The following is a 12,534-nucleotide window of genomic DNA, read 5'->3' on the forward strand; positions in this document are numbered from 1 at the left end:
CGCACCCCGCCGTTTCCACCCCTCCTGCCCGGCGCCATGACGCGCCAGCCGCGCGCGCCGGGGAACGCACATGATCGGCAACCTCCTGCTGCTGGCACTGGCGATGCTGCTGGTGCTGCTCAACGGCTTCTTCGTCGCCGCCGAGTTCGCCCTGGTCAAGTTGCGCCACACGCAGGCCGTGGGCCTGGCCGAGCACCACGGCTGGCGCGGCCGCCTGCTGCTCAACGTGCACGGCCACCTCGACGCCTACCTGTCGGCCTGCCAACTCGGCATCACCCTGTCATCGCTGGGCCTGGGCTGGGTCGGCGAGCCGGCCTTCGCGCACCTGCTGCAGCCGCTGTTCGACCTGCTGGGGCTGAGCGAAGAGGCGGCACGCCTGAGCGCCTTCGTCATCGCCTTCAGCGTCATCTCGTTCCTGCACATCGTGCTGGGCGAACTGGCCCCGAAGTCGATGGCGATCCGCCGCCCGGAGCGCATGTCGCTGTGGACCGCCGCACCGCTGTACCTGTTCTACTGGGCGATGTATCCGGCGATCTGGCTGCTCAACACCAGCGCCAACGCGCTGCTGAAGGCCGCGGGCTGGGGCGATGTGGAGCACACCTCGCACCGCTATTCGCGCGAGGAACTGAAGCTGATCGTCGGCCGCCAGCACCCCGCCGGCGGCGCGCCCGACCACGAACTGACCCTGATGAGCCACGCGCTGGAGCTGCCGGAACTGGTGGCGGGCGATCTGATGCGCGCACGCGACCACCTGCGTGCGCTGCGCGAGGGCCTGCCGCTGGAGGCGGTGATGGCCGAGTTCGCCGACAGCCGCTACAGCCGCTATCCGTGGTTCGACCGCGACGGCGAGCAGGTGCTGGGTATCCTGCACATGAAGGACCTGCTGGTGGAGATCGCCCGCGGCCGCCGCAGCGACGACCTGCGCCCGCTGCTGCGCCCGGCCAACCTGATCGCCCTGGAGACGCCAGTGCCGCTGGTGCTGGAGCGCTTCCGCACCGGTACCACGCACATGGCGCTGTGCGTGGACGAGCACGGCCGCATCCTCGGCTACTTCACCCTGGAAGACCTGCTGGAAGTGGTGGTCGGCGACATCGAGGACGAGCACCCGCACGTGGTCAAGGACGCGCCGACCCGCGGCGCCGACGGCAGCGTGCTGGTGGCCGGCTCGACCTCGATCTTCCGCCTCGAACGCCTGCTCGGCCACGACCTGCGCGCGCCGGAGCACCTCAACTCGGTCGGCGGGTTGATCGTGCATCAGTTGCAGCGCCTGCCCGAGGAAGGCGAGCAGTTGGAGATCGACGGCCACCTGTTCACGGTCAAGCGCATGGCCGGGCACCGCATCCAGGCGGTGACGGTGCGCCTGGCGCCGGCCGAGGCCGCGCCGACGTAGAATGGCGCCCCCGCCGACACCACCCCACGCCACGCCATGTCCGATTCCGCCCTGCTCGCCCTGTCCCCGCTCGATGGCCGCTATGCCGGCAAGGTCGACGCCCTGCGGCCGATCTTCTCCGAATACGGCCTGATCAAGGCGCGGGTGAAGGTGGAGATCGAATGGCTGCTGGCGCTGGGCGCCGAGCCGGGCATCGGCGAGCTGGCCGCGTTCTCGCCGGCGGCGGCGCAGCGCCTGCGCGCGCTGGCCGAGGGCTTCGGCGTGGAGCGCGCGGCGCGGGTCAAGCAGATCGAGCGCACCACCAACCACGACGTCAAGGCGGTGGAGTACTTCATCAAGGAGCAGCTCAAGGACGACGCCGAACTCGGCCCGGCCCTGGAGTTCGTGCATTTCGCCTGCACCAGCGAGGACATCAACAACCTCAGCTACGGGCTGATGCTGGAGCAGGCCCGGCGCGAGGTGCTGCTGCCGACCCTGGACGCGGTGATCGCCACGTTGCGCGCGCTGGCCCATGCGCAGGCCGCGCAGCCGATGCTGTCGCGCACCCACGGCCAGACCGCCTCGCCGACCACCCTGGGCAAGGAGATCGCCAACGTGGTCGCCCGCCTCGAGCGCCAGCGCCGGCAGATCGCCGCGGTCGAGCTGACCGGCAAGATCAACGGCGCGGTCGGCAACTACAACGCCCACGTCGTCAGCTACCCCGACGTCGACTGGCCGGGCTTCGCGCAGCGCTTCGTGGAAAGCCTGGGCCTGGTGTTCAACCCCTACACCACCCAGATCGAGCCGCACGACAACGTCGCCGAGCTGGGCGACGCCACCCGCCGCGCCAACACCGTGCTGATCGACCTGGCGCGCGACATCTGGGGCTACATCTCGCTGGGCTACTTCAAGCAGAAGCTCAAGGAAGGCGAAGTCGGCTCCTCGACCATGCCGCACAAGGTCAACCCGATCGACTTCGAGAACGCCGAAGGCAACTTCGGCATCGCCAACGCCCTGTTCGAGCACTTCTCGGCCAAGCTGCCGATCAGCCGCTGGCAGCGCGACCTCACCGACTCCACCGTGCTGCGCGCGCTCGGCACCGCCTTCGGCCATACCCAGGTGGCGCTGGACTCGCTGGCCAAGGGCCTGGGCAAGCTGACCGTGAACCCGGAGCGCCTGGACGCCGACCTGGACGCGGCCTGGGAAGTGCTGGCCGAAGCCGTGCAGACGGTGATGCGCCGCCACGGCCTGCCCAACCCCTACGAGCAGCTCAAGGCGCTGACCCGCGGCCAGGGCATCACCGCCGACTCGATGCGCGCCTTCGTCGAGACCCTGGACCTGCCCGAGGACGCCAAGCAGCGCCTGCGCGACCTGACCCCGGGCGGCTACGTCGGCCTCGCCGAGCGGCTGGCGCGCAACATCTGAGCTAGTCCCGTCCATGCTGGGTTAATCGGCCGGGGGCATGCTGGTGGCTCACAGCAGAGCCCCGCGATGAGACCCACCCCGTTGTTTGTGTTGCCGATGCTGGTCCTGGCCGGCTGCGCGCAGGCGCCACGCCCGCCGGCCGGCGATGGCGCACACACTGCCGCCCCGCGCACCGTGGTCATGCAGGCCGCGCCGCCGATCGCGGCGGCGCCGTCGGCCGGCGACATCGCCGATGGCGACGAGCGCGACGCCGAGGCGCCGATCCGCATGGCCGCCTCGGCCAGCGGCGACATCGATTGCGACGGTCGCGACCTGAACATCGTCGGCCGCGACGCCACCCTGGTGCTGCACGGGCATTGCGCCACCGTCAGTCTGTTCGGCCGCAACGGCAACCTGCAGATCGAGCGGGCCGACACCCTGCGCGTGCTCGGCGACAACGCCCAGATCGCGATGCGCGGCGACGCCGGCCAGGTCGCGCTGTTCGGCCGCCACGGCCGCTTGCAGATGTCGCGCATCGCCACGCTGGAGGTGTCGGGCGACCAGAACCAGTTGCAGGCCAGCGAGATCGACACCATCGCCCTGCAGGGCAACGGCAATGCCATCGTCCAGCGCAGCGGCAGCGCCCAGGTCGACGACGGCGGCCGCGACAACCGCATCCTCGTCCAGTAGCGCGAGCGGCGCTGCGCCCCCACTGCCCTGACCTACCCGGGGCGTCGCCGTCATCGCCCAGTCCGGATGCGCCTGGCGCCGCCCCTGGCCTGCGCGCACGGGGTCACCCACGATGCGCGGTCGCGACACACCGCCAGGGCCTCCGCACGGCCGCCCATCCGCGCACGGCGGCGCACACGAAGACCAGCGCGATGGCCCCACGCGCCAAACCGGCGGACAATGGCGGGGTCGGCCGGCGCCGCTGCGCGCCCGCTCTTTACATTCCGCGTCGCAAGGACCCACCGCACATGGCTGCCCGCAAGACCGCCGCTCCCGCCTTCGAACTCCACGCCCGCCCCGGGCAACCGCTGGGCATGCCCGCGGCGACCTTCCTGCGCGATTATTGGCACAAGCGCCCGCTGCTGATCCGCAACGCCTTCCCCAACTTCGTCTCGCCGATCGAGCCCGGCGACCTGGCCGGCCTGGCCTGCGAAGAGGCGGCGCTGTCGCGGCTGGTCGAGCACGACCGCGCCAACGACCGCTGGCGGGTGCGCAGCGGTCCGTTCCAGGAGCATGAGTTCCCCGGCATGCCCGATCACGACTGGACCCTGCTGGTGCAGGACGTGGACAAGTGGGACCCGGACATCCGCGCCCTGCTCGAGCAGTTCCGCTTCCTGCCGCGCTGGCGGGTGGACGACGTGATGGTCAGCTTCGCCGCGCGCGGCGGCTCGGTCGGCGCGCACGTGGACCACTACGACGTGTTCCTGCTGCAGGCCCACGGCCATCGCCGCTGGCAGATCGACGCCAGCGTCGCACTGGGCCGCCCGGCGCCGCCGACCGACTTCCGCGACGACGTGGAGCTGAAACTGCTGCGCCAGTTCGACCCGACCCACGACTGGGTGCTGGGGCCGGGCGACATGCTGTACCTGCCGCCCTTGGTGCCGCACCACGGCGTCGCCGAGGACGCCTGCCTGACCTTCTCGGTGGGCATGCGCGCACCGTCCTCGGCCGAGCTGATCGCCGACTACCTGGACACCCTGATCGACGGCGCCGACGAGGCATTGCGCTACCACGACGAAGACCTGCAGGCGCCGGCCGATCCGTACGAGATCGACGCGGCGGCGATGGGCCGCGTGGTCGAGGCGCTGAACGCCCTGCGCATGAACGACCCGGACAAGCTGGGCGCCTGGTTCGGCCGCTTCATCACCACCTACCGTGCCGCCGGCGACATCCTGCCGCCGGCCGGCCTGCCGCCGGCGGAAGAGATCGCCGCCGCGCTGGAACAGGGCCTGGTCCTGCAGCGGCACCCGTGGGCGCGGCCGGCGTGGCGGCGTGCCAGCCGCGGCGCCATGCTGTTCTGCAGCGGCCAGGAGTTCGCGCTGCCGGTCAAGGACGCCAAGCGCCTGGCCGCGGCCGAGCACATCGACGGCACCGACTACGCCGCGCTGTCGGCGGCCGGCAGGCAGACCCTGCTGGAGCTGATCGAAGGTGGCTTCTACCAGCCGCTGGAGGCCGAGGACGCCACCGACGAGGACGCCGACGCGGCCTGATCCGACCATGCCCGGCCCCGGTTTCCGCATCGCTGCGCTGGATCCCGTCCGCGACGGCGCCGAACTGCGCGCGCTGCGTGCCGCGGCCGGCACCGCCGTGGACCTGGCCGACGCCGCGGCCGCGCTGGACGCGCTGGGCGACCATCTGGTCGCGCGCAGCGACGACGGCCAGGCAGTGGGCGCGGCCCGGTTCGGCGCGGACCGGCGGATCGCCGCGCTGGCGGTGCTGCCGGACTGGCGGGGACGCGGCGTCGGCAGCGCGCTGCTGCGCGGCCTGATCGAGCAAGCGCAGCGCCGGCACTGGCCGCAGTTGGAACTGCAGGCGCCGGCCGCGGCACTGGCGTTCTGCGCCCGCCACGGCTTCCTGCCGCCCCCGGGCGGCGTGGCCGCCACCGCGGAGGCCGTGCCGCTGCGCCGCCGCTTCGACGGCGCGGTGGCGGTGGAGGACGCGGCGATGGCACTCGCCGCCAGCATCGCGGTGCTGGCGCAGGCCCGCCGCCAGGTGCTGATCCACAGCCGCATGCTGGATCCCGGCCTGCTCGACGATGCCCGCGTGGTGGAACAGATGCGGCGCTTCGCGGTCGCCGCGCATGCCAAGCAGGTGCGCGTGCTGCTGCACGACGCGGCCGCGCCGCAGCGCGTCGGCGCCCCCTTGCTGGCGCTGGCAAAGCGCCTGCCCAGCGTGTTCGAGTTCCGCGAAGTCAGCGATCCGGTGGACCGCAGCGACGCCACTGCCTACCTGGTCAACGACGGCGGCGGCTACTACTTCCGTGGACTCGGTCACCGTTACGACGGCGAGACCGACCTGCTCGGTGGCGGCCGCGCACGCCAGTTGCGCGCCACCTTCGAGCGGGTCTGGGAGCGCGCCCGGCCCTGCAGCGAACTGCGCGCCCTGGGCTGGTGAGGCAGCCGCGGCCGCGCCGCGCAACCGCCACGGATGAACCGGGATCGGCCTTGACCACGCCGAATGCACACCCCGGCTGGTTCATGGGGGTATAATTTTTGCGCTTGATTACGCCCGCGCGGCCCTCGCGTCCGCCGGTTCCTGCCGCAAGCCACCCCAAACAAAGCGACCGCACCCCACCATCGTGGACAATCTACTCAAGCAGTTTGCGCAGTCATCGCAACTCGCCGGCGGCAATGCCGCCTATATCGAAGACCTGTACGAACAGTATTTGGTCTCTCCCGACAGCATCGATCCCAAGTGGAAAACCTACTTCGACGGCTTCCAGGGCCGCGATGCCGGTGACGTCCCCCACTCGGCGGTCATCGCCCACATCGCCAGCGCCGCGCGCCAGGCCGCCAACAGCGGCACCGGCCCGAGCGGCGACGAGCGCGAGCGCCATGTCGGCCGCCTGATCACCGCCTACCGTTCGCGCGGCCACCTCGGCGCGCGGCTGGATCCGCTGGGCCTGACCCCGCCGGTGAACCCGCCGGACCTGGGCCTGCCGTTCCACAGCCTGTCGGAAAGCGATCTGGGCAGCGAGTTCAGCACCGGCGGCCTCGGCGGCCAGCCGCGGATGAAACTGCGCGACCTGCTGGCGCGGCTGAAGGCGACCTACACCGGGTCGATCGGCAGCGAGTTCATGCACATCTCCGAGTTCGAACAGCGCCAGTGGATCTACCAGCGCCTGGAGAACGCGGGCGGCAACATCGCCGGCGACACCGCCAGCCGCCGCCGCACCCTGGAGCGGATCACCGCCGCCGAGGGCCTGGAGCGCTACCTGCACACCAAGTACGTCGGCCAGAAGCGATTCTCGCTGGAAGGCGGCGACTCGCTGATCCCGATGATGGACGTGCTGGTGCAGCGCGCCGGCAGCGACACGGTCAAGGACATCGTGGTCGGCATGGCCCACCGCGGCCGCCTCAACGTGCTGGTCAACACCCTGGGCAAGAACCCGCGCAAGCTGTTCGACGAGTTCGAAGGCAAGTTCGAGCACGCCCACGACGACCGCGCCCACACCGGCGACGTGAAGTACCACATGGGCTTCTCCGCCGACGTGGCGGTGGCCGACGGCAAGTCGGTGCACCTGGCGCTGGCGTTCAACCCCTCGCACCTGGAGATCGTCGATCCGGTGGTGGTCGGCAGCGTGCGTTCGCGCCAGGAGCGCTACGGCGACGCCGCGCGCAAGTCGGTGCTGCCGGTGATCATCCACGGCGACGCCGCGTTCGCCGGCCAGGGCGTGGTCATGGAGCTGTTCCAGATGTCGCAGGCGCGCGGCTTCGCGGTCGGCGGCACCGTGCACATCGTGGTCAACAACCAGATCGGCTTCACCACCAGCGCCCGCGACGACGCCCGGTCCACGCTGTACTGCACCGACGTGGCCAAGATGATCGGCGCGCCGGTGTTCCATGTGAACGGCGACGATCCGGACGCGGTGGCGTTCGTGGCCAACCTGGCCTACGACTTCCGCCAGCAGTTCAACAAGGACGTGGTCATCGACCTGGTCTGCTACCGTCGTTGGGGCCACAACGAGGCCGACGAGCCGGCGGCGACCCAGCCGGTGATGTACCAGACCATCCGCAAGCACAAGACCACCCGCGAGCTGTACGCCGCCCAGCTGGAAAGCGAAGGCGTGCTGCAGGCCGGCGAGGCACAGGCGCTGGTCGACGGCTACCGCAACAAGCTCGACTCGGGCGAATACACCACCGAGCTGGCGACCCGCAAGCCCGACGAGTTCGCCATCGACTGGTCCAAGTACCTGTCGGGCAAGCTGTCGGACAAGGTCGACACCACGGTCAAGCGCAAGACCCTGGATCAGTTGGCCAAGATCATCACCACCATCCCGGGCGGCGTCGAGCTGCACCCGCGCGTGGCCAAGATCTACGAGGACCGCGTGAAGATGGCCGCCGGCGAACTGCCGGGCGACTGGGGCTTCGCCGAGAACCTGGCCTACGCCACCCTGCTGGGCGAAGGCCACAAGCTGCGCCTGGTCGGCCAGGACGCGGGCCGCGGCACGTTCTTCCACCGCCACGCGATCCTGCACGACCAGAAGACCGACAGCTACTACCTGCCGCTGCGGCAGCTGGTGGAGAACCCGGAAGACGCCACCGTGATCGACTCGCTGCTCAGCGAGGAGGCGGTGATGGGCTTCGAATACGGCTACTCCACCACCGATCCCAACGCGCTGTGCATCTGGGAAGCGCAGTTCGGCGACTTCGCCAACGGCGCGCAGGTGGTGATCGACCAGTTCATCGCCGCCGGCGAAGCCAAGTGGGGCCGCATCTCGGGCCTGTCGCTGTTCCTGCCGCATGGCTACGAAGGCCAGGGCCCGGAGCACAGCTCCGCACGCCTGGAGCGCTTCCTGCAGCTGTGCGCGCTGGAGAACATGCTGGTCTGCGTGCCCACCACCCCGGCGCAGGCCTTCCACATGATCCGCCGGCAGATGCGCATGTCCACGCGCAAGCCGCTGGTGGTGATGACGCCCAAGTCGCTGCTGCGCCACAAGCTGGCGGTGTCCACCCTGGAGGAACTGGCCGACGGCGAGTTCCAGCACCTGATCCCGGACGCCAAGGCCGACCCGAAGAAGGTCAAGCGCGTGGTCGCCTGCTCGGGCAAGGTCTACTACGACCTGCTCGAGGACCAGACCAAGCGCGGCCAGGACGACGTCGCCATCCTGCGCGTGGAGCAGCTGTATCCGTTCCCGCGCGAGCTGCTGGCGGCCGAGCTGAAGCGCTACGGCAACGCCACCGACCTGGTCTGGTGCCAGGAAGAGCCGCAGAACCAGGGCGCCTGGTACCAGATCAAGCACCACCTGCAGGCCTGCCTGGCCGACGGACAGAGCCTGCACTACGCCGGCCGCGCCCGCTCGCCGTCTCCCGCCGCCGGCCACTTCGCCGAGCACGTGGAAGAGCAGCTGAAGCTGGTCGCCGATGCGCTGTTGAATCCGTTCAACGACCAAGTCGCTGAATAAACCCCCTTTCACATTTCAAAAAAGACACCACTAGGACGCCCCCTGCAATGGCCACCGAAGTCAAAGTTCCGGTACTGCCCGAATCCGTATCCGATGCCACCATCGCCAGCTGGCACAAGAAGGCCGGCGAGGCAGTCAAGCGCGACGAGAACCTGGTGGACCTGGAGACCGACAAGGTCGTGCTGGAAGTGCCCTCGCCCGTCGATGGCGTGCTGAAGGAGATCAAGTTCGAGACCGGCGCCACCGTGACCAGCTCGCAGATCCTGGCGATCATCGAGGAAGGCGCGGCCGCCGCTGCGGCGCCGGCCGAGGCCAAGGTCGCCGAGGCCCCGAAGGCCGAAGCGCCCAAGGCCGCCGCCGCGGAAGCGCCGAAGGCCGCCAAGGCCGACGCGCCGAAGGCCGCCGGCGATGTGTCCAGCCTGCCGCCGGGCGCGCGCTTCAGCGCCATCACCGAAGGCGTGGATCCGTCGCAGGTCGAAGGCACCGGCCGCCGCGGCGCGGTGACCAAGGAAGACATCCTCAACTACGCCAAGAACGGCGGCGCCGGCAAGGCCGCCGGTGCGCGTCCGGAAGAGCGCGTGCCGATGACCCGCGTGCGCAAGCGCATCGCCGAGCGTCTGATGCAGTCGAAGAACTCGACCGCGATGCTGACCACCTTCAACGAGGTCAACCTGGCCAAGGTTTCGGCCGCGCGCAAGGAACTGCAGGACGAGTTCCAGAAGGCCCATGGCATCAAGCTCGGCTTCATGAGCTTCTTCGTCAAGGCCGCGGCCAACGCGCTGCAGCGCTTCCCGCTGGTCAACGCCTCGATCGACGGCGACGACATCATCTATCACGGCTACAGCGACATCTCCATCGCCGTGTCCACCGACAAGGGCCTGGTCACGCCGGTGCTGCGCAACGTCGAGCGGCAGTCCTTCGCCGACATCGAACAGGGCATCGCCGACTACGCCAAGAAGGCGCGCGACGGCAAGCTGAGCCTGGAAGAACTGCAGGGCGGCACCTTCACCGTGACCAACGGCGGCACCTTCGGCTCGCTGCTGTCGACCCCGATCATCAACCCGCCGCAGAGCGCGATCCTGGGCATGCACGCGATCAAGGAGCGTCCGATCGCCGAGAACGGCCAGGTCGTGATCGCGCCGATGATGTACCTGGCGCTGTCCTACGACCACCGCATCATCGACGGCAAGGACTCGGTGCAGTTCCTGGTCGACATCAAGAACCAGCTGGAAAACCCGGGCCGGATGCTGTTCGGTCTGTAAGAGCCGGGAATCGGGAATGGAGAGTGGGGAATGGGACAAGCGCCCATTTCCCTGCCCTGTTCCCGCCTGGACCTGGATGGGAGGCGGCAGGCGCCTGCGCTTTTGCGATTCCCCATTCCCTATTCCCCATTCCCGTGTGAGCGAATGAAATGAGCGAACAATACGACGTCGTCGTCATCGGTGCCGGTCCCGCCGGCTATCACGCGGCCATCCGTGCCGCCCAGTTGGGCCTGAAGACCGCGTGCATCGACGCGGCGCTGGGCAAGGACGGCAAGCCGGCGCTCGGCGGCACCTGCCTGCGCGTGGGCTGCATTCCGTCCAAGGCGCTGCTGGATTCCTCGCGCCAGTTCTGGAACATGGGCCACCTGTTCGGCGAGCACGGCATCAGCTTCAAGGATGCCAAGATCGACGTCGCGGCGATGGTCGGGCGCAAGGACAAGATCGTCAAGCAGTTCACCGGCGGCATCGCGATGCTGTTCAAGGCGAACAAGATCACCCCGTACTACGGCTTCGGCGAACTGCAGCCGGGCAACGTGGTCAAGGTCAAGCAGCACGACGGCAGCGAAGTCGAGCTGAAGGGCACCAACGTGATCCTGGCCGCCGGCTCGGATTCGATCGAACTGCCGTTCGCCAAGTTCGACGGCGAGACCATCGTCGACAACGTCGGCGCGCTGGACTTCACCGAAGTGCCCAAGCGCCTGGCGGTGATCGGCGCCGGCGTGATCGGCCTGGAACTGGGCAGCGTATGGAAGCGCCTGGGCGCCGAGGTCACCATCCTCGAGGCGCTGCCGGACTTCCTGGCCCTGGCCGATGCCGAAGTGGCCAAGACCGCGCTGAAGGAATTCAAGAAGCAGGGCCTGGACATCAAGCTCGGCGCCAAGGTCTCCAAGACCGAAGTCACCGGCAAGGGCAAGAAGCAGGAAGTGGTCGTCACCTATAGCGACAGCGAAGGCGAGAAGACCCTCAACGTGGACAAGCTGCTGGTGGCCGTCGGCCGCCGCGCCGCCACCAAGGGCCTGCTGGCCGACGGTACCGGCGTCAAGGTCAACGAGCGCGGCCAGATCGAGGTCGATGCGCATTGCCACACCGGCGTGGACGGCGTGTGGGCGATCGGCGACTGCGTGCGTGGGCCGATGCTCGCGCACAAGGGTTTCGAGGAAGGCATCGCGGTCGCCGAACTGATCGCCGGCCTGCCCGGCCACGTCAACTTCGACACCATTCCGTGGGTCATCTACACCGAGCCGGAAATCGCCTGGGTCGGCAAAACCGAGCAGCAGCTCAAGGCCGAAGGCGTGCCGTACAAGGCCGGCAGCTTCCCGTTCGCGGCGATCGGCCGTGCGGTGGCGATGGGCGAGCCCGCGGGCTTCGTCAAGGTCATCGCCCACGCCGAGACCGACCGCGTCCTGGGCATGCACCTGGTCGGCGTCGGCGTCTCCGAACTGGTCCACGAAGGCGTGCTGACCATGGAGTTCAACGGCTCGGCCGACGACCTGGCGCGCATCTGCCACGCCCACCCCACCCTGTCCGAAGCGATCCACGATGCGGCCATGGCGGTGAGCAAGCGGGCGATTCATAAGGCCAATTGAAGCCGGGAAACGGGAATGGAGAATCGGGAATGGCAAGCGCATTCCCGGCACTGCATTCCCACTGCATAACGCCGGGCCCGAGTCCGGCGTTATGCGTTTCGGCTTTTGATTTTCCCTATTCCCCATTCCCGACTCCCCATTCCCGATGAAAAGCATCTGCGTCTACTGCGGCTCCAACGCCGGCAACAAGCCCGCCTACGTCGAGCGCGCCACCGCGCTGGGCACGCGCATCGCCGAGCAGGGGCTGCGCCTGGTCTATGGCGGCGGCAATGTCGGTCTGATGGGCACCGTGGCCAATGCGGTGCTCGCCGCCGGCGGCGAGGTCACCGGCGTGATTCCCAAGCAACTGGCGGACTGGGAAGTGGCGCACCGCGGCCTCACCGAGCTGGAGATCGTCGGCTCGATGCACGAGCGCAAGTCGCGCATGTTCGACCTGTCCGATGCCTTCGTCGCCCTGCCCGGCGGCTTCGGCACCATGGAAGAAATCTTCGAGATGCTGACCTGGCGCCAGCTCGGCATCGGCAACAAGCCCTGCGCTTTCCTCGACGTGGAAGGGTTCTACGCGCCGCTGATCGGCATGATCGATCGCATGGTCGAAGAGCGCTTCCTGCACCCGGACCAGCGCGCCGACCTGTGGTACGGCAGCGACATCGACACGATGCTGGGCTGGATGCGGGACTACACGCCGGCGCAGGCTTCTAAGTGGATTGACGAGAAGCGCCGTAACGCGCTGCGCTGAGAGCATCTCTGATCGGCGGTAAGCATCTGGCGCGTGGCGAC

9 protein-coding genes are annotated in these 12,534 nt (G+C 69.1%); all 9 read left to right on the forward strand.

Features of this window, described 5'->3' with window-relative positions:
* Nucleotides 1-70 precede the first annotated feature (70 nt).
* The 9 genes from CEK69_RS01120 to CEK69_RS01160 all read left to right on the forward strand — a co-directional run bounded on the left by CEK69_RS01120 (nt 71) and on the right by CEK69_RS01160 (nt 12,493).
* A complete protein-coding gene (locus CEK69_RS01120; RefSeq protein WP_152243283.1) occupies nt 71-1,390 on the forward strand; it encodes a hemolysin family protein in 1,320 nt (439 codons plus the stop codon).
* Between the two features lie 36 nt (nt 1,391-1,426).
* Nucleotides 1,427-2,794: an adenylosuccinate lyase gene (gene purB, locus CEK69_RS01125; protein WP_152243285.1), complete on the forward strand. Its 1,368-nt coding sequence runs from the start codon at nt 1,427-1,429 to the stop codon at nt 2,792-2,794.
* A 66-nt stretch (nt 2,795-2,860) separates the two neighbouring features.
* Nucleotides 2,861-3,463 carry a DUF3060 domain-containing protein gene (locus CEK69_RS01130; RefSeq protein WP_152243287.1) on the forward strand — a complete coding sequence of 201 codons (603 nt, stop codon included), beginning with the start codon at nt 2,861-2,863 and terminating at the stop codon, nt 3,461-3,463.
* 287 nt (nt 3,464-3,750) lie between these two features.
* On the forward strand, nt 3,751-4,992 hold the full coding sequence (locus CEK69_RS01135) for a cupin domain-containing protein (RefSeq protein WP_150410498.1): 1,242 nt from the start codon (nt 3,751-3,753) through the stop codon (nt 4,990-4,992).
* 7 nt (nt 4,993-4,999) lie between these two features.
* On the forward strand, nt 5,000-5,896 hold the full coding sequence (locus CEK69_RS01140) for a GNAT family N-acetyltransferase (protein ID WP_152243289.1): 897 nt from the start codon (nt 5,000-5,002) through the stop codon (nt 5,894-5,896).
* A gap of 184 nt (nt 5,897-6,080) precedes the next feature.
* Complete coding sequence (locus CEK69_RS01145; RefSeq protein WP_152243291.1) at nt 6,081-8,906, forward strand: 2-oxoglutarate dehydrogenase E1 component; 2,826 nt, start codon at nt 6,081-6,083, stop codon at nt 8,904-8,906.
* Nucleotides 8,907-8,953: 47 nt separating this feature from the next.
* Nucleotides 8,954-10,168, forward strand: a complete 1,215-nt coding sequence (gene sucB / locus CEK69_RS01150; RefSeq protein ID WP_152243293.1) for a dihydrolipoyllysine-residue succinyltransferase — start codon at nt 8,954-8,956, stop codon at nt 10,166-10,168.
* A 149-nt stretch (nt 10,169-10,317) separates the two neighbouring features.
* Nucleotides 10,318-11,754, forward strand: coding sequence for a dihydrolipoyl dehydrogenase (lpdA, locus tag CEK69_RS01155; RefSeq protein ID WP_017915813.1), 1,437 nt, complete (start codon nt 10,318-10,320; stop codon nt 11,752-11,754).
* Nucleotides 11,755-11,899: 145 nt separating this feature from the next.
* Nucleotides 11,900-12,493, forward strand: coding sequence for a TIGR00730 family Rossman fold protein (locus tag CEK69_RS01160; protein ID WP_152235794.1), 594 nt, complete (start codon nt 11,900-11,902; stop codon nt 12,491-12,493).
* The last annotated feature ends 41 nt before the right edge of the window (nt 12,494-12,534 follow it).

The organism is Xanthomonas sp. LMG 12462 (assembly GCF_009192885.1).
Lineage (GTDB): Bacteria > Pseudomonadota > Gammaproteobacteria > Xanthomonadales > Xanthomonadaceae > Xanthomonas_A > Xanthomonas_A sontii.

What these genes read in the sequence shown, in the direction of transcription:
- CEK69_RS01135 (WP_150410498.1), top strand. Translation starts at nt 3,751, where the DNA reads ATGGCTGCCCGCAAGACCGCCGCTCCCGCCTTCGAACTCCACGCCCGC.
- lpdA (WP_017915813.1), top strand. Translation starts at nt 10,318, where the DNA reads ATGAGCGAACAATACGACGTCGTCGTCATCGGTGCCGGTCCCGCCGGC.
- sucB (WP_152243293.1), top strand. Translation starts at nt 8,954, where the DNA reads ATGGCCACCGAAGTCAAAGTTCCGGTACTGCCCGAATCCGTATCCGAT.
- CEK69_RS01140 (WP_152243289.1), top strand. Translation starts at nt 5,000, where the DNA reads ATGCCCGGCCCCGGTTTCCGCATCGCTGCGCTGGATCCCGTCCGCGAC.
- CEK69_RS01130 (WP_152243287.1), top strand. Translation starts at nt 2,861, where the DNA reads ATGAGACCCACCCCGTTGTTTGTGTTGCCGATGCTGGTCCTGGCCGGC.
- purB (WP_152243285.1), top strand. Translation starts at nt 1,427, where the DNA reads ATGTCCGATTCCGCCCTGCTCGCCCTGTCCCCGCTCGATGGCCGCTAT.
- CEK69_RS01160 (WP_152235794.1), top strand. Translation starts at nt 11,900, where the DNA reads ATGAAAAGCATCTGCGTCTACTGCGGCTCCAACGCCGGCAACAAGCCC.
- CEK69_RS01120 (WP_152243283.1), top strand. Translation starts at nt 71, where the DNA reads ATGATCGGCAACCTCCTGCTGCTGGCACTGGCGATGCTGCTGGTGCTG.